Source organism: Streptomyces sp. NPDC030991, assembly GCF_055571235.1.
Window position 1 is genome coordinate 54,917 of the sequence record NZ_JBVIFR010000020.1, and the last position, 20,797, is coordinate 75,713.

The following is a 20,797-nucleotide window of genomic DNA, read 5'->3' on the forward strand; positions in this document are numbered from 1 at the left end:
CGTCACAGTCTCGTGAGGATTGTGGGCACTTCCCCCAGGAATGATTGGTTCATACCCGGGGCAGCGACTCGACGCCGATGCCGCCTTCGATGGCCAGGATGCGGTGCAGCCGGGTCGCGACCAGCAGGCGCTGCATCTGGGGCGGCACCCCGCGCAGCACGAGCCGGCGCCCGCAGCGTCCGGCGCGCCGGTGGGCGCCCATGATGACGCCGAGTCCGGTCGCGTCCCACGAGTCGAGTTCGGACAGGTCGAGCACGAGGTCGCCGAGGCCGGTGTCGACGGCGGTGTGCAGGACCGTACGGGCGTCCGCCGCGCTGCGGACGTCGAGGCGGCCCCCGACGACCAGCTCGGCGTGGTCGCCCCTGATGTGCATATGCGCTCCCCGTGAAAGGCAGAAGGACTTGGTTACTGAGGTGATCGCTCAGCTGATTGTTCGAAGGTCAGGTGATCCAGGTGATCTGGGTATGTCACTGCAACTGACTGGACCGGGGGGCCAGAAGTTGCCGTCTGTAAGCGAACCGATACCGAATTCACCCCGACGGGTGACATCGCGTCAGAGCCCGCCTCAGGCGTGCTTGTAGAAGCCCTGCCCGCTCTTGCGCCCGATGTCACCAGCGTCAACCATCCGGCGCATCAGCTCGGGCGGCGCGAACTTCTCGTCCTGGGACTCGGTGTAGATGTTGCCGGTGGCGTGCAGCAGGATGTCGACGCCCGTGAGGTCGGCGGTGGCCAGCGGTCCCATGGCGTGACCGAAGCCGAGCTTGCAGGCGGTGTCGATGTCCTCGGCGGTGGCGACGCCCGACTCGTACAGCTTCGCGGCCTCGACCACGAGGGCGGAGATGAGGCGGGTGGTCACGAAACCGGCCACGTCGCGGTTGACGACGATGCAGGTCTTGCCGACGGACTCGGCGAACTCCCGCGTGGTGGCGAGGGTTTCGTCGCTCGTCTTGTAGCCGCGCACGAGTTCGCAGAGCTGCATCATCGGGACCGGCGAGAAGAAGTGCGCCCCGACGACGCGCTCGGGGTGCTCGGTCACCGCCGCGATCTTGGTGATCGGGATGGCGGAGGTGTTCGAGGCGAGCACGGTGTCGGCGCGCACGATCTTGTCGAGTGCGCGGAAGATCTCGTGCTTGACCTCGAGCTTCTCGAAGACGGCCTCGACGACGATGTCGGCGTCGGCGACCGCGTCGAGCTCGGTGGTCGTGGTGATGCGGGCGAGCGCGGCCTCGGCGTCCTCGGCGGTCAGCCTGCCCTTGCTCACGAACTTGTCGTACGACGCCTTTATGCCGTCGGTGCCGCGGGTGAGGGCTTCGTCGGTGACGTCGCGCAGGACGACGTCCCAGCCCGCCTGGGCGGAGACCTGGGCGATGCCGGATCCCATGAGACCGGCTCCGATGACGGCGAGCTTCCCTGACACGTGCGACTCCCTCTCACCGCGTACCGACGTACCGCGCGACCGCTGTTCACATTGCTCTTTTGCGGACCCTAGCGTCCGTGAGGGGCCGTGTGACCGCTAAGAGATGCGCGTCACGTCTCGAATGACGGACATCACACCGGTGCGGACCCGCCCGCCGTCATGAGGCGTCGCGCACGCCGTAGTTGAGCACCTTCTCGCTCAGCAGCTCCTCGATGTCGTCGAGTACGCCGAGCATCTCGCGGGAGACCCCGGCCGGTGTGCCGCCCGCCAGCATGCGGCGTCCGATGGTCGCCATGACGGTCTGGTGGGCCCAGCCGATCTGACCGGCGATCAGGTCGGGCAGCGGGTCGTCGCCGGCGGCGCCGGTCTCCTCGCGGAGCGTCTCGGTGAGGTTGTCGTGGACCTCCTGCTGGATGGCCCACAGGCGGGAGCGGAGCGCCGGGGCGCCGTGCACGACGCGCATGAAGTCGCTGTAGCCGTCCATCAGGCCGACACGCGGCGAGACGGCCTCGATCTCCTCGCGCAGCTCCCGCAGCACGGCGGCGGCGGCGGACTCGCCCGGGCCGCGGCCGCGCACCCAGCGGGACATCCGGTCCACGACGCCCTTGGAGCGGTCGAGGAACAGGTCCTCCTTGGCCGGGAAGTAGTTGTAGACGGTGTTCACGGAGACGTCCGCGGCGTCCGCGATCTCCGCGACGGTCACCGCGTCGAAGCCCCGCTCCAGGAAGAGCCCGGTCGCCACGTCCGAGATGTACTGCCTGGTCTGCCGCTTCTTCCGCTCCCTGAGCCCTTCCGTGCGGGCCGCCGTCCGCCCCTCGGCCCGCTCCTCGGCCTGCTGCTCGGTCTGTCCCTTTGCCATGGTCCGATCCTAGACAGTCGATGGCCTTCCTGAAACTTTGGTGGCATTGCAAAATTTCAGTGACTCTGTTTTTCTTTCGGGCATGGCAGTCATCAGCGCGTCCGGCCTCGCCCGGACCTTCCAGACGAAACAGGGCCCGGTGGAGGCCGTTCGCGGCATCGACCTGCGCGTCGAGCCCGGCGAGATCCTCGGCTTCCTCGGCCCGAACGGCGCGGGCAAGACCACGACCCTGCGGATGCTCACGACCCTGTTGCCGCCGACCGGCGGCGCGGCCACCGTGGCGGGGCACGACCTGGCCACCGACCCGGCCGGGGTGCGGCGCGCGGTCGGTTACGTGGCCCAGTCCGGCGGCGTCGACCCGCACATCTCCGTACGCGAGGAGCTGCTCACCCAGGGCCGCCTCTACCGCCTGACGAAGCCCCAGGCCCTGGCCCGTGCCGAGGAGTTGGCGGCGGACCTCGGCCTCGACGGGCTGCTGGACCGCAGGACCGCTGCGCTCTCCGGCGGCCAGCGGCGCCGCCTCGACATCGCCCTCGGGCTCACGCACCGCCCGAAGGTGCTGTTCCTCGACGAACCGACGACCGGGCTCGACCCCGGCAGCCGCGCCGATCTGTGGGCGCTCGTGCGCGGGCTGCGCGACGACCACGGCACGACCGTCTTCCTCACCACGCACTATCTCGACGAGGCCGACGCGCTCGCGGACCGCATCGTCGTGGTCGACAAGGGGGTCGTGGCCGCCGATGGCACCCCGAGCGCCCTCAAGCTGGCGCACGGCGGATCGATCGACGCGACGCTCCAGGACACCTTCCTGGCGATCACCGGACGCGGATCCGCGCCCGTGGACCCGACCCCGGTGGCGGTGTGAGCACGATGACCCACCTCGCCGGCCTCGCCTCGGACACCTCGCTGATCTTCGGGCGGTACGCCCGGCAGACCCTCTCGTCCCGGTTCCAGATGCTCTTCGGCATCCTCACGCCGCTGCTGTACCTGCTGTTCTTCGGGCCACTCCTGACCGACCTGCCGTTGAGCGCGGCGGGCAGCTCCTGGCAGGTCCTCGTCCCGGGCCTGCTGCTCCAACTCGCCCTGTTCGGCGCCGCGTTCTGCGGCTTCGGGATCATCCTGGAGAAGAACCACGGCGTCGTGGAACGGATGAGCGTCACCCCGGTCAACCGGCTCGCACTGCTGCTCGGCCGGGTCCTGCGGGACACCGCGCTCTTCCTCTTCCAGGCGGTCCTGCTGGTGCTCGCCGCGCTGGTGATGGGGTTGCGGGCGCCGCTCGCCGGGGTGCTGATCGGCTTCGGCTTCGTGGCGCTCCTGACGGTCTCGGTCGCCTCACTGTCGTACGCGCTCGCCTTCAAGGTCCGCACCCCGCAGGAGTTCGGGCCCGTCGTCAACGCGGTCACCATGCCGTCGATGCTGCTGTCCGGCCTGATGCTGCCGATGGCGCTCGCACCCGGCTGGCTCGACGCGCTCTCGCACGTGATGCCGGTCCGCTATCTGGTGGACGCGATGCGGGACGCGTACGTCGGCCAGTACGCGACGGCGCACATGCTGTACGGGGCCCTGGCCGCGCTCGCCTTCACCGCGCTCGCCGTGACGGTGGGCACACGTGTCTTCCGCACGGCCGGGGCATAGGGGCGGCCCCGGGGGGCTTCGCACAAGGGTGGCGGTACGTGACGGGCGGGAGTAACTACGCTGGCCGCATGGTCAATCTGACGCGCATCTACACCCGTACCGGAGACAAGGGCACCACGGCCCTCGGCGACATGAGCCGCACCGCCAAGACCGATCTGCGGATCTCGGCGTACGCGGACACCAACGAGGCCAACGCGGTCCTCGGCACCGCCATCGCGCTCGGCGGCCTCGACGAGGAGGTCGTCAAGGTGCTCACGCGCGTCCAGAACGACCTCTTCGACGTCGGCGCCGACCTGTCGACGCCGGTCGTGGAGAACCCCGCGTACCCGCCGCTGCGCGTGGAGCAGTTCTACGTCGACAAGCTGGAGGCGGACTGCGACCGCTACAACGCGGAGCTGGAGAAGCTGCGGTCCTTCATCCTGCCGGGCGGCACGGCGGGCGCGGCGCTGCTGCACCAGGCGTGCACGGTGGTACGCCGCGCGGAGCGTTCCACGTGGGCGGCGCTGGAGGCGCACGGCGAGACGATGAACCCGCTGACGGCCACCTACCTCAACCGCCTCTCCGACCTCCTGTTCATCCTGGCGCGGACGGCCAACAAGGAGGTCGGGGACGTGCTGTGGGTGCCGGGCGGGGAGCGTTAGGAAGATCCCGCCGGCGCCTTCTTCGGGAACACCGTGTAGCTCAGCGCGATGATCACGTTGAGGGCGATCACGAACACCATCTTCTGCTGCCACGCCTCCAGGGAACCGGTCGCCCCGTCCCCCTCGACGTACCAGATCGCCCCCTGCAACAGCCCGATGGCGATGAGCGAGGCGAGGATCCACAGCCCCGCGACGCGCCACTCGTGGAGCGCGCGGGGCATCCCGTACCGGGGGGTCGAGGGGGGAGGTCCGCCCGCGAAGCGGTGGGCGACGCGGACGTCGGCCCACTTGACCGTGGAGTGGCCGAGCGCGAGGGAGTAGCCGATGTAGACGGCGGCCAGGCCGTGCTTCCAGTCGGGTTCCGCGCCGTTCTTCAGGTCGATGGCCGTGGCGACGAGCAGGAGTACTTCGAGGAGCGGCTCGCACAGCAGCACCGCGACGCTCGCCCGCGGCATCTTCGCCCAGTAGCGCAGGGCGAGGCCGGCGGCCAGCAGCACCCAGAAGCCGACCTCGCAGATGACGATCAGCGTGACGATCACGGTGGACCCCTCTCCGTCTGCCTCCAGCGTCGCCGCCGGAAGCCCTGTGATCATCGTCGTCAGTGACGAAGTGCGGCTGCATCCTTCGATGTAGCGGGCGCCCGGCCCGCTTCGTCCCGCGGCACCATGCCAGGCCCCGTGCCGTACGTGTTGGATGGACCCATGCAGCTGCTGCCGCCCCGCCCGCACCGTGACGACGCCCGGATCGCCGCGGTGGGTCTGCTGGGGGGTCTCGCGCTGTGGGGCATCGGGCTCGGCATGAACACCGGGCGGCCGCTCGACGGCGCGTGGCTGCTGATCCCGCTCGTCGCGATGTCCGCCCTGGAGCTGCTGCGCCGCACCCGGCCGCGGTTCGCCGTGGTGGCGGGCACGCTCGTCCTGGTCGCCGACCAGTTCACCCGGGGCAACTTGGCGACGGTGCTGATGTTCACGGACGTCATGTACGCGGGCGTGCTCTACGGGACCCCGGCCGCGGCCCGGCGGCTGCCGGTCTCCACCGGCCTGGTCACGGTCGCCACCACGCTCGGATTCCTGGCCTGGTGGCGGCAGCCGGAGGCGATCCTGGTGGGCGTGATGGCCGGGCTCGTCTCCTTCGGTCCCGCGGCGACGGGCGTCCTCGTCCGCAACCATCGCGACCGGGCCGCCGAGGAGCGCCTGCGGGCCGAACAGACCGCGCTGCTGGCCGAGATGGACCGGGCGCAGGCCGTGACGGCGGAGCGCGCGCGGATGGCCCGCGAGCTGCACGACATGGTGGCGAACCACCTGTCGGCCATCGCCATCCACTCCACGGCCGCGCTCTCCATCGACGAGCCGGCCACCACTCGCACCGCCCTGGAGACGATCCGCGAGAACAGCGTCGACGGGCTCGCCGAGATGCGCCGGCTCATCGGCATCCTGCGGGACTCCAGCGGCGACATCGAACCGGTCGCCGCGCCCACCCTGGACGGCCTGGCCGCGCTGGTGGAGCAGTCCCGGGCGAACGGTCTCGACGTCACCCTCACCCTGACCGGCACCACCGACGGCCTGCCCGCACCCGTCGAACTGGCGGCCTACCGCATCGTCCAGGAGTCCCTGACGAATGCGCTCAAGCACGCCTCGACGGGCATCGTCACCGTCACCGTCGAGCGCACGGACGAACGGATCGAGGTCTGCGTGAGCAGCCCGTACGGGGATCGCGACGGGCCCCGCGCGCCCGGCTCGGGCGCCGGACTGGTCGGCATGCGCGAGCGTACGGCGCTGCTCGGCGGCACGTTCGGGGCCGGCCCGGAAACAGCCGGCCCCGAGACAGCCCGCCCCAAGACAGCCGGCCCCGGCGCCCGCCCGGGAGGCGCCGCGAGCGACAAGGTCTGGCGGGTCCTCGCCACCCTGCCCCTGGAAACCCCCGCACCCGAAGGAGAGCCCGCGTGATCCGAGTGCTCGTCGCCGAGGACCAGTCCGCCGTACGGGCCGGTCTCGTCCTGATTCTCGACAGCGCCCCCGACATCGAGGTCGTCGGCGAGGCGGCGGACGGCGAACAGGCCGTGGAACGGGCCCGCGAACTACGGCCCGACCTGGTGCTCATGGACGTGCAGATGCCGCGCCTCGACGGTGTTTCGGCCACCCGGGCGGTGGTCGCCGAGGGGCTCGCGGACGTCCTCGTCCTGACCACGTTCGATCTCGACGAGTACGTCTTCGGCGCGCTGCGGGCCGGAGCGTCCGGGTTCCTCCTGAAGAACACCGAGGCGAGGGATCTGATCGAGGGCGTACGGACGGTCGCGCGCGGCGAGGGGCTGATCGCGCCCGCCGTGACGCGCCGCCTGATCACGGAGTTCGCGGCCGGTGCGGACCGCTCCCGGCCCCGTCCCGCTCCCCCGCGGCTGGAGACTCTGACGCGGCGCGAGCGGGAAGTGCTCGGCCGGCTCGGCGAGGGGCTGTCCAACGCGGAGATCGCGGTCCGCCTCGACATGGCGGAGGCCACCGTGAAGACGCACGTCAGCCGGTTGCTGGGCAAGCTGGAGCTGCGCAGCCGGGTGCAAGCGGCGGTGCTGGCACAGGAGTTGGGGCTGTAGCGGATGAGGGCCGTCGGGGAGGTCGGCCGAAAGCCGTAATTGGTTTAGACCTTGACCGATGGTCCAGACCTTTCTATTCTCGCCGCACTGCGGTGAGCACATCCCCCCACTCCGGTGCTCACGGGCGTCGCAGGGTTCCGTCCCCCGTCAAGCGAACCCAGGAACACCCGAGGAGCACTCCATGCGCTCAAGTGACGTATCCCGACCAAGACTTCGGCACCGCACCACCGCGGCACTGACCACGCTGCTGCTGCCCGCGGCCGCGCTGGTCGCCCTCGCCACCCCGTCCCAGGCCGCCGCCGAGGCCACCGCCGTCACGGCCACGTACGCCAAGACCCAGGACTGGGGCAGCGGCTTCGAGGGCAAGTGGACGATCAAGAACTCCGGTACGGCGAGCATCAGTTCGTGGGCCGTCGAGTGGGACTACCCCACCGGTACGAAGGTGACCTCGGCCTGGGACGCCACCGTCACCAACTCCGCGAACCACTGGACCGGCAAGAACCTCTCCTGGAACGGGACGCTCGCCCCCGGCGCCTCGATCTCGTTCGGGTTCAACGGCTCCGGCACCGGCGCCCCCACCGGGTGCAAGATCAACGGTGCCTCCTGTGACGGCGGCGACGTGCCCGGCGACGCGGCCCCCTCCGCACCCGGCACCCCGACCGCCTCCGCCATCACCGACACCTCGGTCAAGCTCTCCTGGCCGGCGGCGACCGACGACAAGGGCGTCAAGAACTACGACGTCCTGCGCGACGGCGCCAAGGTCGCCACGGTGACCGGCACCTCGTACACCAACACCGGCCTCACCGCGGGCACCGACTACTCGTACACGGTCCAGGCCCGCGACACCGCCGACCAGACAGGACCGGTCTCCGGCGCCGTGAAGGTCCACACCACTGGCGGCGGCACCGACCCGGGCAACCCCGGCGGCGGCAACAAGGTCAAGCTCGGTTACTTCACGGACTGGGGCGTCTACGGCCGCCAGTACTACCCGAAGAACCTGGAGACCTCCGGCTCGGCCGCGAAGGTCACGCACATCAACTACGCCTTCGGCAACGTCCAGGGCGGCAAGTGCACCATGGGCGACTCCTACGCCGACACGGACATGGCCTACACCGCCGCCAACTCCGTCTCCGGCCAGGCCGATACCTGGGACCAGCCGCTGCGCGGCGCCTTCAACCAGCTCCGCCAGCTGAAGGCCAAGCACCCGAACCTCAAGATCCTCTGGTCCTTCGGCGGCTGGACCTGGTCCGGCGGGTTCACGGAGGCCGCGAAGAACCCGGCCGCGTTCGCCGAGTCCTGCTACAACCTGATCGAGGACCCGCGCTGGGCCGATGTCTTCGACGGCATCGACATCGACTGGGAGTACCCGAACGCCTGCGGCCTGACCTGCGACACCTCCGGGCCCGCCGCGCTGAAGGGGCTCACCTCGGCCCTGCGCGCCAAGTTCGGCGCGAGCAACCTGGTCACCGCCGCGATCACCGCCGACGGCTCGGCGGGCGGCAAGATCGAGAAGACCGACTACGCGGGCGCGGCCCAGTCCCTCGACTGGTACAACGTCATGACCTACGACTTCTTCGGCGCGTGGGAGGCCAAGGGCCCGACGGCCCCGCACTCCCCGCTCACCTCGTACACGGGCATCCCGCAGCAGGGCTTCACCTCCGCGGACGCCATCGCCAAGCTGAAGGCCCAGGGCGTGCCCGCGGCCAAGCTGCTGCTCGGCATCGGCTTCTACGGGCGCGGCTGGACCGGCGTCACCCAGAAGGAGCCGGGCGGCACGGCGACGGGCCCGGCGGCCGGCACGTACGAGCAGGGCATCGAGGACTACAAGGTCCTGAAGACGAAGTGCCCGTCGAACGGCACGGTGGCCGGCACGGCCTACGCGTTCTGCGGCTCGGACTGGTGGTCCTACGACACCCCGGCGACGATCACCTCGAAGATGAGCTGGGCCAAGGCGCAGGGTCTGGGCGGCGCGTTCTTCTGGGAGTTCTCCGGCGACACGTCCAACGGTGAACTGGTCACCGCGATCGACTCGGGCCTGAAGTAGGCCCCAGCCCCTCAAGACTGAAGCCGGGCCGGTGGGAACGCCCCCCACCTGCTCGGCTTCTTCCATGCTCACGCCACGGGGCTCCGCCCCGGACCCCGCTCCTCAATCGCCGGAGGGGCTCTGTTCATCTACGCCACGTTCACCCGCTGGCCGGGCGGCGCCGCCTCCAGCCACGCCAGGAACCCGGTCAGCGCGTCCTCGCTCATCGCGAGTTCGAGCCGGGTCCCCCGATGCGAACAGGCGAGGACGATGGCGTCCGAGAGCAACGCCAGCTCCTCCTCGCCCTCCGGGGCACGCCGGCCGGTGACCTCGATGGCCGCGCGTTCGAGGGTGCGCTTGGGGCGCGGCGCGTAGGAGAAGACGCGGAACCACTCGATCCGGTCACCGTTGTAGCGGGCGATGCCGTAACCCCAGCCCTTGCCCGCGGTGTCCAGGGCGTCAGGACCGGGCGCGTCCCACCGCAGCGAGCAGTCGAACGTGCCGCCCGAGCGCTGGATCAGCCGGCGCCGCAGTCCGAAGACAAAGAGCCCCAGCAGTACGAGTACGACGACCGCGACTACGCACAGCACGAGAACGAGGACCATCTGCACCGACCTCCTCGCTTCTCGACAGATCCAAACGCCAGATAACGGAAAAGCAAAAACAGTTGTAGATCGCCTCAGCCGCGACCCGGTCCGGAGAGGTCTTCTCTCCGGCCTGGGCCGCGGCTGAGTCGGGTCTACGGGCTCGCTGGGATCAGCGCGCCGCCACCGCCCGCAGTCGGACGTCGGCACGACGCTCGGCGGACGCGTCGGCGTCCGACTGAGCGCGCTCCAGCGCCCGCTCCGCCCGCTGGACATCGATCTCGTCCGACAGCTCGGCGATCTCGGCCAGCAGCGACAGCTTGTTGTCCGCGAACGAGATGAAACCGCCGTGGACCGCTGCCACGACCGTTCCGCCCTCGCTCGTACGGATCGTCACCGGGCCCGACTCCAGCACACCGAGCAGCGGCTGGTGACCGGGCATGACGCCGATGTCGCCGGACGTGGTACGTGCGACGACCAGGGTGGCCTCGCCGGACCAGACACTGCGGTCCGCGGCGACGAGCTCGACGTGCAGCTCAGCAGCCAAGGTGGGCTCCTCGGGTCACCACCCGGCAACGCTCGCTGCCGGGTGTTGGTCAAAGTCTAGTGGGCGTACGACGGGGAGCGGGGCACCCGCCCCCCGTCGTGAAGTCAAGACGTGATGTCAGCGACTTCAGGAGACGCCGAGCTCCTTGGCGTTGGCCTTGAGGTCCTCGATGCCACCGCACAGGAAGAACGCCTGCTCCGGGAAGTGGTCGTAGTCGCCGTCGATGATCGCGTTGAAGGCCGTGATCGACTCGTCCAGCGGCACGTCCGACCCGTCGACGCCGGTGAACTGCTTGGCGACGTGGGTGTTCTGGGACAGGAAGCGCTCGACACGACGGGCGCGGTGGACAGTGAGCTTGTCCTCCTCGCCGAGCTCGTCGATACCGAGGATCGCGATGATGTCCTGGAGATCCTTGTACTTCTGCAGCACCGTCTTGACGCGCATGGCGGTGTTGTAGTGCTCCGCCGTGATGTAGCGCGGGTCCAGGATGCGGGACGTGGAGTCCAGCGGGTCCACGGCCGGGTAGATGCCCTTCTCGGAGATCGGACGGGAAAGCACCGTCGTCGCGTCGAGGTGGGCGAAGGTCGTCGCCGGGGCCGGGTCGGTCAGGTCGTCCGCGGGCACGTAGATGGCCTGCATGGACGTGATCGAGTGACCACGGGTCGACGTGATGCGCTCCTGGAGGAGACCCATCTCGTCGGCCAGGTTCGGCTGGTAACCCACGGCCGAGGGCATACGGCCCAGAAGGGTCGAGACCTCGGAACCGGCCTGCGTGAAGCGGAAGATGTTGTCGATGAAGAACAGCACGTCCTGCTTCTGCACATCGCGGAAGTACTCCGCCATGGTCAGACCCGCGAGGGCCACGCGCAGACGGGTGCCCGGCGGCTCGTCCATCTGACCGAAGACCAGCGCGGTCTTGTCGATGACGCCGGACTCGGCCATCTCCTCGATGAGGTCGTTGCCCTCACGGGTGCGCTCACCGACACCGGCGAAGACGGAGACACCGTCGTGGTTGTTGGCGACGCGGTAGATCATCTCCTGGATGAGCACCGTCTTGCCGACCCCGGCACCACCGAACAGACCGATCTTTCCACCCTTGACGTACGGGGTGAGGAGGTCGATGACCTTGACGCCGGTCTCGAACATCTCGGTCTTCGACTCGAGCTCGTCGAAGTTCGGAGCCTTGCGGTGGATGCCCCAGCGCTCGCCCGTGTACTGCTCGTCGACGTTCAGGACCTCGCCGAGGGTGTTGAACACCTTGCCCTTGGTGAAGTCACCGACGGGGACGCTGATGGAGGCACCCGTGTCGGTCACCGCGGCCTGGCGGACCAGACCGTCGGTGGGCTGCATGGAGATGGCGCGGACCAGGCCGTCACCGAGGTGCTGGGCGACCTCGAGCGTCAGGGTCTTCCTCTTGCCGTCCTCGGCCGGGTCGTTCACCTCGACGTGCAGGGCGTTGTAGATGTCCGGCATCGCGTCGACGGGGAACTCCACGTCGACGACCGGGCCGATGACCCGGGCGACGCGGCCCGTGGCCGTCGCGGTCTCAACAGTGGTCGTCATTACTTGTCACTCCCCGCGGTCGCGTCGGCCAGGGCGCTGGCGCCACCGACGATCTCGCTGATTTCCTGGGTGATTTCGGCCTGGCGGGCCGCGTTGGCAAGTCGGGAGAGCGTGTTGATCAGCTCTCCCGCGTTGTCGGTCGCCGACTTCATCGCGCGGCGGGTGGCGGCGTGCTTGGAGGCAGCCGACTGGAGCAGCGCGTTGTAGATACGGCTCTCGACGTAACGGGGCAGCAGGGCGTCGAGGACGTCCTCCGCCGACGGCTCGAAGTCGTACAGCGGAAGGATCTCGTCGCCCTTGGGCGCCGTCTCCTCCGCCACCTCTTCGAGGCTGAGCGGCAGCAGTCGGCTGCCGACCGCGGTCTGCGTCATCATCGAGACGAACTCGGTGTAGACGATGTGGAGTTCATCCACGCCGCCCTCCGCCGTCTCCTTCTCGATGGCCTCGATCAGCGGACCCGCGACCTTCTTGGCGTCCGCGTACGTGGGCTCGTCGGTGAAGCCCGACCACGACTCCGCGACCTTGCGCTCGCGGAAGTTGTAGTGGGCCAGACCACGGCGGCCGACGATGTACGTGTCGACCTCCTTGCCCTCGGCCTCCAGGCGCGCCGTCAGCTTCTCGGCGGCCTTGATCGCGTTCGAGTTGAAGGCGCCGGCCAGGCCGCGGTCGCTCGTGAGGAGCAGAACCGCGGCACGGGTCGCCGTCTCGGCCTCGGTCGTCAGCGGGTGCTTGGTGGTCGACCCGGTCCCCACCGCCGTGACCGCGCGCGTGAGCTCGGTCGCGTACGGCGTGGAGGCCGCCACCTTGCGCTGCGCCTTGACGACGCGCGAGGCGGCGATCATCTCCATCGCCTTGGTGATCTTCTTGGTCGCGGTGACGGATCGGATGCGACGCTTGTAGACCCGGAGCTGGGCTCCCATGAGTCAGGTCCCTTCCTTACGTCACTTGGCGGTGGCCGGAGCGTCCTCGCCGAGAAGCTTCCCGTCCGAGGTCTCGAACTGCTTCTTGAACTCCGCGATGGCATCGCCGACGGCCTGCAGGGTGTCGTCCGACATCTTGCCGCCCTCCTTGATGGAGGTCATGAGGCCCTGCTCCTTGCGGTGCAGGTACTCCAGGAGCTCCTTCTCGAAGCGACGGACGTCGGCGACCGGAACATCGTCCATCTTGCCGGTGGTGCCGGCCCAGACGGAGACGACCTGGTCCTCGGTGGCCATCGGCTGGTACTGAGCCTGCTTCAGCAGCTCGACCAGGCGCTGACCGCGCTCCAGCTGCGACTTCGACGCGGCGTCCAGGTCGGAACCGAAGGCGGCGAACGCCTCCAGCTCGCGGTACTGGGCCAGGTCGAGACGGAGACGGCCGGAGACCTGCTTCATCGCCTTGTGCTGCGCGGAACCACCGACTCGGGAGACGGAGATACCGACGTTCAGCGCGGGGCGCTGACCGGCGTTGAACAGGTCCGACTCCAGGAAGCACTGACCGTCGGTGATGGAGATGACGTTGGTCGGAATGAACGCCGAGACGTCATTCGCCTTCGTCTCGACGATCGGCAGACCCGTCATCGAACCGGCGCCCAGCTCGTCCGAGAGCTTCGCGCAGCGCTCGAGGAGACGGGAGTGCAGGTAGAAGACGTCACCCGGGTAGGCCTCGCGCCCCGGCGGGCGGCGGAGCAGCAGGGACACGGCGCGGTAGGCGTCGGCCTGCTTCGAGAGGTCGTCGAAGATGATGAGGACGTGCTTGCCCTCGTACATCCACTGCTGACCGATGGCCGAACCGGTGTACGGCGCCAGGTACTTGAAGCCGGCCGGGTCGGACGCCGGAGCGGCGACGATGGTCGTGTACTCCAGCGCGCCGGCCTCTTCCAGGGCACCACGCACGGAGGCGATGGTGGAGCCCTTCTGACCGATGGCGACGTAGACGCAGCGGACCTGCTTCGACGGGTCGCCGGTGCGCCAGTTGTCACGCTGGTTGATGATCGTGTCGACGGCCAGGGCGGTCTTGCCGGTCTGACGGTCACCGATGATCAGCTGACGCTGGCCACGGCCGATCGGGGTCATCGCGTCGACGGCCTTGTAGCCGGTCTCCATCGGCTCGTGCACCGACTTACGGGCCATGACGCCCGGGGCCTGCAGCTCAAGGGCGCGTCGGCCGCTGGTCTCGATCTCGCCGAGGCCGTCGATCGGGCTGCCGAGCGGGTCGACGACGCGGCCGAGGTAACCCTCGCCGACGCCGACGGACAGGACCTCACCGGTGCGCTGCACCGGCTGGCCCTCCTCGATACCGCTGAACTCGCCGAGGACGACCGCACCGATCTCGCGCTCCTCGAGGTTGAGGGCGAGACCCAGGGTGCCGTCCTCGAACTTCAGCAGCTCGTTGGCCATGGCCGAGGGAAGACCCTCCACCTTGGCAATGCCGTCGCCGGCCACGGTGACCGTACCGACCTCCTCGCGCGAGGCCGCGTCCGGCTTGTACGCCTGGACAAAGTTCTCCAGCGCGTCCCGGATCTCCTCCGGCCGGATCGTGAGCTCCGCCATCTGGGTTCCCTGCTCTCCTTGTTGGGCCCGAAGTGTTCTTGGGGGGTCTGGGGTCAGCCCCCAGGAATCCTCTGCACGGCCCAACTAGGGCCGTTAGGTAGTACGTGGTTGAGGTCGTCAGCCGGCCATGCGGCGGCTGGCGTCCTCGATGCGGTCCGCGATGGAGCCGTTGATGACCTCGTCGCCCACCTGCACCTTGATCCCGCCGAGGACCGAGGGGTCCACGTCCAGGTTCAGGTGCATCTGACGGCCGTAGAGCCTCGCCAGGGACTGGCCCAGGCGCTGCTTCTGCTGGTCGCTCAGCGGGACCGCCGTGGTGACGACCGCCACCATGCGTGCCCGGCGTTCGGCGGCGAGCTTGGAGAGGGACTCGAGTCCCGCTTCCAGGCTACGTCCCCGCGGCACGGTCACAAGACGCTCGACGAGACGCTCGGTGGTGGGCCGGGCCCGGCCGCCGAGAAGCTCCTTGACCAGGGTTCCGCGGGCCGAGGCCGCGGCGCCCTTGTCGGTGAGTGCGGCGCGCAGTTCGGTGTTGGAGCTGACGATCCGCCCGAACCGGAACAGCTCGTCCTCGACGTCGTCGAGTGCGCCGCTCTTCTGCGCCGCGGTCAGGTCCGCGGTGTTGGTCAGCTCCTCCAGGGAGTCGACCAGGTCGCGCGAGGACGACCACCGGGAGCGGACCAGACCGGCCACCAGGTCGACGGCCTCGCCGCTGACCTGGCCGCCGAGCAGCCGGCCCGCGAGCTCGGCCTTCGCCTCGCCGGGCTGCGCCGGGTCGGTGAGGACCCGACGCAGCGACACCTCGCGGTGGAGCAGCGCGGTGACCGCGGCCAGGTCGCCGGCGAGCGCCTCGGCGTCGACCGACGTGGAGTCGGTCAGCGCGTCCAGACGCTCGCGCGCGGCGGCGAGCGCCTCGCGGCTCGCTCCGTGGACGGTCATCGAGCGGCCTCTGCCTTCGTCGCGGTCTCGTCGAGTCCGTCGAGGAAGCGGTCGATCGTGCGCGACTGCCGGGCGTGGTCCTCGAGGGACTCGCCGACGAGCTTGCCGGCCAGGTCGGTGGCCAGCTGGCCGACGTCCTGACGCAGCGCGTGAGCGGCGGCCTTGCGGTCGGCCTCGATCTGGGCGTGGCCGGCGGCGATGATCTCCTCACGCTGCCGCTGGCCTTCCGCGCGCATCTCCGCGATGAGCGTGGCGCCCTGCTCCTGCGCCTCCTGGCGCAGCCGCGCGGCCTCGTGCCGTGCCTCGGCGAGCTGAGCCTTGTACTGCTCGAGCACGCTCTGGGCCTCGGTCTGAGCGGCCTCGGCCTTTTCGATACCGCCTTCGATGGCCTCGCGGCGCTCTTCCAGAACCTTGTTGATGTTCGGGAGGAGCTTCTTGGCGAGGAAGCCGAAGACGATGACGAAGGCGATGAAGCCGATCACGAGCTCTGGGATCGGCGGGATGAGGGGGTTCTCGGACTCCTCAACCGCCAGCTGAACCAGGGGGCTCATTTAACTGCCTTTCGTCGAAAGGGTGCTGTCCGACGGATGGTCAGGAGGTCGGGTAGACGAACGGCATGACCAGACCGATCAGGGCGAGCGCCTCACAGAAGGCGAAGCCGAGAATCTGGTTGGCGCGGATCAGACCGGCAGCCTCGGGCTGACGGGCGAGCGCCTGGGTACCGTTACCGAAGATGATGCCGACGCCGACGCCCGGGCCGATGGCCGCGAGGCCGTAACCGATCGAGCCGAGGTTGCCCTTGATTTCGACGCCAGCGGCGAGGGTCTGCGCGAGAGCGGACATGCCGGTTCTTCCTTCTCTTTCAAGTACCGGTGGGGGTTGGCCACCGGATGTCTATGGGGTGTGGTGCGAGGTGCGGTGCGGGCTCAGTGGCCTTCGGCCAGCGCGCCCTGGATGAAGCTGCAGGCCAGGAGCACGAACACATAGGCCTGGACGGCCTGGATGAACAGCTCGAAGGCGGTCATGACGATGACCATCACGAACGAGACGGCCGAGTACGCGATGCCGATGCCGTTGAGCATGTACCAGCTGGCGATCGTGAAGAGCAGCAGCAGGGTGTGGCCGGCGAACATGTTCGCGAAGAGTCGGACCGTGTGCGTGAACGGCCGGACGAGCAGGTTCGAGAACAGCTCGATCGTCATCGAGAGCGGGAGCACCCCGCCCAGCGACTTGTCGTAGCCGGAGAAGTTCTTGAAAGCTCCGACGAAGCCGTGGCGCTTGAAGGTCAGGCTGACCCAGAGGACGTAGACGACGGCCGCGAGGGCCGCCGGGTACGAGATGATCGCCGTCACCGGGAACTGGGCGAGCGGGACGATGGACCAGAGGTTCATCATCCACACGAAGAAGAACAGCGAGACCATCAGCGGGACGTACTTCTCGCCCTCACGCTTGCCGATCGTCTCGTAGACGATGCCTCGGCGGACGAAGTCGTAACCGGCCTCGGCGACCATCTGGAGCTTGCCCGGGACGACCTTCGGCTTGGCGAAGGCGGCCCAGAAGAAGCCGATGATGACGACCGAGCCGAGCAGCGCCAGCAGCATCGTCTTGTCGAAGTACAAGTTGCTGGTTCCGTCGCCCCACAGGGGCTCGAACAGGAACGAGTGCAGGCCGGGAGCCGGGAAGCCACACCCATCAAAAAGGTGGCAGTCGGTCTCGAAGGCGAGCACCTGCGTCGGGTCAGCACTCACCGCGGGCTCCTTCAGCGTGGCGCATAGGTACGGCAACCTCGTTGTGTCGGCGCGGCGCGCGGCCGCAGTTCGGCACGGGACTGGTGAAACGGATGTGAGGGCGGCAGTCGGGCATCGAGCCTCGCGCTACAGCAGGCGTCAGCTCAGATGCCCGCGCCCGCGATGCCGCAGTTGGCACCGGACGATAGCAGGGTCGTGGACCCCTGCTTATCCCGCCCCTACGCTTCACGGCTTCGGCCCCGTCTTCTCGGGCTTGTCGCCCTTCTGGGCGTCGGGCTCGACGTAGAGGATCTTGGCCTTCATGTGGGCGCGCGTCTGCGCGGCGATCCACGCGAGGGTCGAGACCACGAGGGCGATCGCGAACGCCCTCGGGTTGAAGAGCGTCGTGTCCTTGAAGAGCGCCATGAAGATGACCATGAGCAGCAACTGGGCCGCGTAGAGCATCAGGCCCATCATCTGGAACAGGTGCGGAAGAGACTTGGCTGTCCGCTCGAGGACCACGAGTCCGAGCCCCATGAAGAAGAGCGCGACCACTGTCCCGACGAGCGCACCGAGGGCCCCCTTGCCACCCGCGACCGCGGCGCTGACCACGATGGTGATCACGCCAACAGCAGCCGTGGGTACGGCAGTTTTGAGAAGGGTCCGTGCGTCGTTGGACGGCATGGCGGCAGCTCCGCTTATTGATGGGGGCAGGGTGTCGTCATGGACGAGCGTAGTCCGGGGCCGAGACTGGACTTCGGGCCAAGGGACCGTCGCACTACGGTCTTTCGGCTCTATCCCCGGGGTTTCGTGAACGGTATCACAAACTATTTGATGCGGTCTTTACCTAGAAGGTGTGCCAACTGTCACACGTGAGGGGGAACCTGCGCGTCTGTGCACCCGGCGGGGCAACTTGTCTGGTATTGCCGCTTTTTCGGACGGAGGTCAGCGCGACGTCCCGGCTTCACGCCGATCCGTGAAGCGAGATCGGCCGCCGATCGCTGTCGCTCCGTTGACGCCCGCGGGAACCGGCGTCGGATTCTCCTCCGCCACCTCCTCATCGGCCGCCCCGGGCGCCTCCTCCGTCTCCTCGACGGCGGCCTTGCGCCGGTAGCGCGGCGGCACCAAGTGCTGGGCCCAGCGCGGCGCGTGCGGGGTGAAGCGCGGCAGCAGGAGCAGCACGAGGCCGACGAAGCTCAGCGCGACGATCGTCAGCACGACCCACATTCCGGATGCGGAGTGCACGGAGTAGGCGACCGCGCCGAAGGCGATGAGCGCCGACCAGAAGTACATGATCAGCACCGCGCGGCTGTGGGAGTGGCCGATCTCCAGGAGCCGGTGGTGGAGGTGGCCGCGGTCGGCGGCGAACGGCGACTGCCCGTTCCAGGTGCGGCGCACGATCGCGAGGACCAGGTCCGCGAACGGGATCGCGATGATCGTCAGCGGCATCACGAGCGGGATGAAGACGGGGAGCATCGCGTGCGTGGTGTCCCGCGTGCTGCCGCCGAGGTTCAGCTTGAGGGCGTCCGGGTCGATCTGCCCGGTCATGGAGATGGCGCCGGCCGCGAGGACGAGCCCGATCAGCATGGATCCCGAGTCACCCATGAAGATCCGGGCCGGATGCATGTTGTGCGGCAGGAAGCCCAGGCACATGCCCATCAGGATCGCCGCGAAGAGCGTCGCGGGGGCGGCCGCCTCGATGCCGTAGCCGTACCAGATCCGGTAGGCGTAGAGGAAGAACGCGGCGGCGGCGATGCAGACCATGCCCGCCGCGAGGCCGTCCAGGCCGTCGACGAAGTTGACCGCGTTGATCGTGATGACCACGAGGGCCACCGTCAGGAGCGTGCCCTGCCACTGGGTCAGGCCGACCGTGCCCACACCCGGGATCGGCAGCCACAGGATCGTCAGACCCTGCATGACCATGACGCCGGCGGCGATCATCTGGCCGCCCAGCTTGATCAGCGCGTCGATCTCGAACTTGTCGTCCAGCACACCGATCAGCCAGATCAGCGCGGCTCCGGAGAGCAGCGCCCGCGGCTCGTTGGACGAGTCGAAGACCTTGTCCAGATTGGTGAGGTGGTCGGCGACCAGGAGGCCCGCGCACAGACCGAAGAACATGGCGATACCGCCGAGCCGCGGGGTGGGTTCACGGTGCACGTCTCGCGCACGGATCTCCGGCATCGCGCCGGCCACAATCGCGAACTTCCGCACCGGGCCTGTGAGCAGATAGGTCACCGCAGCCGTGATGCAGAGCGTCAGCAGGTATTCACGCACGGGCTTCCCCACAGGTATCGCTGGCCATCTCAGCCCCACACCCTAGCTTCGCGTGCTTGACGATGGAGACTTCCGGGTAGCGACGATGGTTGCACGAGTGACGCACCGGTAGCGTCGCGGTGCCGTACCAAGGGCGTCCCGGCCGGGCGATCACCCGCTATCCGGCGGTGTACGGGGGGAATTGCGCCGCGAGATCACGGACCTCCTCGCGGACCGTACGCGGGTCGAGATCGCCGCGCACGACGCCCGAGAGGAGCACCGCGATCCGTGCCGTCTGCGCCTCGCCCATGCCCTGCGTGGTGATCGCGGCGGTGCCCAGGCGCAGCCCGCGGCCCTCGCCGTGGGGCAGCGCGCAGGTGTCCAGGACCATTCCGGCGGCGGCCAGCCGGCCACGGGCGGCCGCGCCCGGTACGCCGAGCGGCGCCGGGTCGACCGTGACGAGGTGGGTGTCGGTGCCGCCCGTGGTGACGGCGAAACCCTGCGCGGCGAGGGCCCCGGCGAGCGCCCGGGCGTTGGCGACGACCTGGTGCGCGTACCCGGCGAAGGCCGCCGTCGCCGCCTCGCCGAACGCGACGGCCTTCGCGGCGATCGTGTGCATCTGCGCGCCGCCCTGCGTGAACGGGAAGACGGCCCGGTCCACCCGGTCGGCGAGCTCGGCGCCGCACAGCAGCATGCCGCCGCGCGGGCCGCGCAGCACCTTGTGGGTGGTGGCGCAGACGATGTCGGCGTACGGGACCGGGTTCGGGGCCGCTCCCCCGGCGACGAGCCCCATGGGGTGCGCGGCGTCCGCGATGAGGTGGGCGCCCACCTCGTCGGCGATGGCGCGGAACGCCGCGTAGTCGATGTGCCGGGGGTAGGAGATCGAGCCGCACACGATGGCCTTGGGGCGGTGGGCGCGGGCGGCGGCGCGGACCTCGTCGTGGTCGATGAGCCCGCTCTCGGCGTCGACCCCGTACGGCACGAAGTCGAACCAGCGGCCGGAGAAGTTGGCCGGGGAGCCGTGCGTGAGGTGGCCGCCGGACGGCAGGCCCATCGCGAGCACGGTGTCGCCGGGGCGCAGCAGCACCGCGTAGGCGGCGAGCACGGCCGAGGAGCCGGAGTGTGCCTGCACGTTGACGTGCTCGGCGCCGAAGAGGGCTTTCGCGCGGTCGACGGCGACGCGTTCGGCCTGGTCGACGAGTTCGCAGCCGCCGTGGTGGCGGGCGCCGGGATAACCCTCCGCGTACTTGTTGGCGAGGGGCGAGCCGAGGGCTTCCAGGACCGCGGGCGACATGAAGTTCTCGGCGGCGATCAGCTGGAGGGAGTCGGCCTGGCGGGCCTCCTCGCCAAGGATGATCTCGGCCAGTTCGGGGTCCTGGCGTCGCAGCTCCGTCAGGCGTGCGGTTTCTGTCGTGACCGGCATCTTCGGCTCCGGGCCTCGCGTCTGGGAGGTGGTGCCTTCCAATGTAGATCCGGGGGGCTCGGGGCGCC

22 protein-coding genes are annotated in these 20,797 nt (G+C 69.2%); 6 read left to right on the top strand and 16 right to left on the bottom strand.

Translation table 11 applies throughout. The features are described 5' to 3' along the window. Positions 1 to 49: 49 nt before the first annotated feature. The 3 genes from ACZ45E_RS30550 to ACZ45E_RS30560 all read right to left on the bottom strand — a co-directional run bounded on the left by ACZ45E_RS30550 (position 50) and on the right by ACZ45E_RS30560 (position 2,276). Positions 50 to 373 carry an STAS domain-containing protein gene (locus ACZ45E_RS30550; RefSeq protein WP_404217455.1) on the bottom strand — a complete coding sequence of 108 codons (324 nt, stop codon included), beginning with the start codon at positions 371 to 373 and terminating at the stop codon, positions 50 to 52. A 192-nt stretch (positions 374 to 565) separates the two neighbouring features. Beyond that, positions 566 to 1,417, bottom strand: coding sequence for a 3-hydroxyacyl-CoA dehydrogenase family protein (locus tag ACZ45E_RS30555; RefSeq protein ID WP_468226759.1), 852 nt, complete (start codon positions 1,415 to 1,417; stop codon positions 566 to 568). Between the two features lie 157 nt (positions 1,418 to 1,574). Beyond that, positions 1,575 to 2,276 (bottom strand): TetR/AcrR family transcriptional regulator, encoded by a 702-nt coding sequence (locus ACZ45E_RS30560; RefSeq protein ID WP_468226761.1) that lies wholly within the window; start codon positions 2,274 to 2,276, stop codon positions 1,575 to 1,577. Between the two features lie 82 nt (positions 2,277 to 2,358). Here ACZ45E_RS30560 and ACZ45E_RS30565 point away from each other — a divergent pair, with 82 nt between their 5' ends. The 3 genes from ACZ45E_RS30565 to ACZ45E_RS30575 all read left to right on the top strand — a co-directional run bounded on the left by ACZ45E_RS30565 (position 2,359) and on the right by ACZ45E_RS30575 (position 4,552). Further along, positions 2,359 to 3,141, top strand: coding sequence for an ABC transporter ATP-binding protein (locus tag ACZ45E_RS30565; RefSeq protein ID WP_468226764.1), 783 nt, complete (start codon positions 2,359 to 2,361; stop codon positions 3,139 to 3,141). 5 nt (positions 3,142 to 3,146) lie between these two features. After that, the gene (locus ACZ45E_RS30570) at positions 3,147 to 3,911 is read left to right on the top strand and encodes an ABC transporter permease (RefSeq protein WP_468226993.1); all 765 of its coding nucleotides are present in this window, start codon (positions 3,147 to 3,149) and stop codon (positions 3,909 to 3,911) included. Between the two features lie 68 nt (positions 3,912 to 3,979). After that, positions 3,980 to 4,552, top strand: a complete 573-nt coding sequence (locus ACZ45E_RS30575) for a cob(I)yrinic acid a,c-diamide adenosyltransferase (protein WP_468226767.1) — start codon at positions 3,980 to 3,982, stop codon at positions 4,550 to 4,552. Here the strand turns inward: ACZ45E_RS30575 and ACZ45E_RS30580 are convergent. Beyond that, the gene (locus ACZ45E_RS30580; RefSeq protein ID WP_468226996.1) at positions 4,549 to 5,091 is read right to left on the bottom strand and encodes a hypothetical protein; all 543 of its coding nucleotides are present in this window, start codon (positions 5,089 to 5,091) and stop codon (positions 4,549 to 4,551) included. The two genes, ACZ45E_RS30575 and ACZ45E_RS30580, sit on opposite strands and share 4 nt — an antisense overlap. 162 nt (positions 5,092 to 5,253) lie before the next feature. Here ACZ45E_RS30580 and ACZ45E_RS30585 point away from each other — a divergent pair, with 162 nt between their 5' ends. The 3 genes from ACZ45E_RS30585 to ACZ45E_RS30595 all read left to right on the top strand — a co-directional run bounded on the left by ACZ45E_RS30585 (position 5,254) and on the right by ACZ45E_RS30595 (position 9,183). Further along, positions 5,254 to 6,498, top strand: a complete 1,245-nt coding sequence (locus ACZ45E_RS30585) for a sensor histidine kinase (RefSeq protein ID WP_468226770.1) — start codon at positions 5,254 to 5,256, stop codon at positions 6,496 to 6,498. Further along, positions 6,495 to 7,139, top strand: coding sequence for a response regulator (locus tag ACZ45E_RS30590; RefSeq protein ID WP_468226773.1), 645 nt, complete (start codon positions 6,495 to 6,497; stop codon positions 7,137 to 7,139). Before ACZ45E_RS30585 ends, ACZ45E_RS30590 begins: the two co-directional genes overlap by 4 nt. A gap of 181 nt (positions 7,140 to 7,320) precedes the next feature. Beyond that, on the top strand, positions 7,321 to 9,183 hold the full coding sequence (locus ACZ45E_RS30595; protein WP_468226776.1) for a glycosyl hydrolase family 18 protein: 1,863 nt from the start codon (positions 7,321 to 7,323) through the stop codon (positions 9,181 to 9,183). A 128-nt stretch (positions 9,184 to 9,311) separates the two neighbouring features. Here ACZ45E_RS30595 and ACZ45E_RS30600 read toward each other — a convergent pair whose 3' ends face one another. From ACZ45E_RS30600 to ACZ45E_RS30655, 12 genes are all read right to left on the bottom strand, one after another. After that, positions 9,312 to 9,767 (bottom strand): DUF2550 domain-containing protein, encoded by a 456-nt coding sequence (locus ACZ45E_RS30600; protein ID WP_468226778.1) that lies wholly within the window; start codon positions 9,765 to 9,767, stop codon positions 9,312 to 9,314. A gap of 151 nt (positions 9,768 to 9,918) precedes the next feature. Further along, positions 9,919 to 10,293: a F0F1 ATP synthase subunit epsilon gene (locus ACZ45E_RS30605; RefSeq protein WP_468226781.1), complete on the bottom strand. Its 375-nt coding sequence runs from the start codon at positions 10,291 to 10,293 to the stop codon at positions 9,919 to 9,921. A gap of 126 nt (positions 10,294 to 10,419) precedes the next feature. Beyond that, positions 10,420 to 11,856, bottom strand: coding sequence for a F0F1 ATP synthase subunit beta (gene atpD / locus ACZ45E_RS30610; RefSeq protein ID WP_468226784.1), 1,437 nt, complete (start codon positions 11,854 to 11,856; stop codon positions 10,420 to 10,422). Further along, positions 11,856 to 12,776: a F0F1 ATP synthase subunit gamma gene (locus ACZ45E_RS30615; RefSeq protein WP_468226787.1), complete on the bottom strand. Its 921-nt coding sequence runs from the start codon at positions 12,774 to 12,776 to the stop codon at positions 11,856 to 11,858. The genes atpD and ACZ45E_RS30615 overlap by 1 nt, the downstream gene beginning before the upstream one ends. A 21-nt stretch (positions 12,777 to 12,797) precedes the next feature. Then, positions 12,798 to 14,387: a F0F1 ATP synthase subunit alpha gene (gene atpA, locus ACZ45E_RS30620; RefSeq protein ID WP_468226790.1), complete on the bottom strand. Its 1,590-nt coding sequence runs from the start codon at positions 14,385 to 14,387 to the stop codon at positions 12,798 to 12,800. 117 nt (positions 14,388 to 14,504) lie between these two features. After that, positions 14,505 to 15,326 (bottom strand): F0F1 ATP synthase subunit delta, encoded by an 822-nt coding sequence (locus tag ACZ45E_RS30625; protein ID WP_468226793.1) that lies wholly within the window; start codon positions 15,324 to 15,326, stop codon positions 14,505 to 14,507. After that, complete coding sequence (locus ACZ45E_RS30630; RefSeq protein ID WP_468226796.1) at positions 15,323 to 15,877, bottom strand: F0F1 ATP synthase subunit B; 555 nt, start codon at positions 15,875 to 15,877, stop codon at positions 15,323 to 15,325. The genes ACZ45E_RS30625 and ACZ45E_RS30630 overlap by 4 nt, the downstream gene beginning before the upstream one ends. A 40-nt stretch (positions 15,878 to 15,917) precedes the next feature. Further along, entirely contained in the window at positions 15,918 to 16,169 is a 252-nt protein-coding gene (locus tag ACZ45E_RS30635; RefSeq protein ID WP_018535366.1) for an ATP synthase subunit c family protein, read from the bottom strand. An 83-nt stretch (positions 16,170 to 16,252) separates the two neighbouring features. Beyond that, positions 16,253 to 17,074, bottom strand: coding sequence for a F0F1 ATP synthase subunit A (gene atpB, locus ACZ45E_RS30640; RefSeq protein ID WP_468226799.1), 822 nt, complete (start codon positions 17,072 to 17,074; stop codon positions 16,253 to 16,255). Positions 17,075 to 17,299: 225 nt separating this feature from the next. After that, positions 17,300 to 17,737, bottom strand: a complete 438-nt coding sequence (locus tag ACZ45E_RS30645; protein WP_468226802.1) for a hypothetical protein — start codon at positions 17,735 to 17,737, stop codon at positions 17,300 to 17,302. A gap of 261 nt (positions 17,738 to 17,998) precedes the next feature. Further along, complete coding sequence (locus tag ACZ45E_RS30650) at positions 17,999 to 19,327, bottom strand: MraY family glycosyltransferase (RefSeq protein ID WP_468226804.1); 1,329 nt, start codon at positions 19,325 to 19,327, stop codon at positions 17,999 to 18,001. Positions 19,328 to 19,484: 157 nt separating this feature from the next. Continuing rightward, positions 19,485 to 20,729 (bottom strand): serine hydroxymethyltransferase, encoded by a 1,245-nt coding sequence (locus tag ACZ45E_RS30655; protein WP_468226808.1) that lies wholly within the window; start codon positions 20,727 to 20,729, stop codon positions 19,485 to 19,487. Positions 20,730 to 20,797 lie beyond the last annotated feature (68 nt).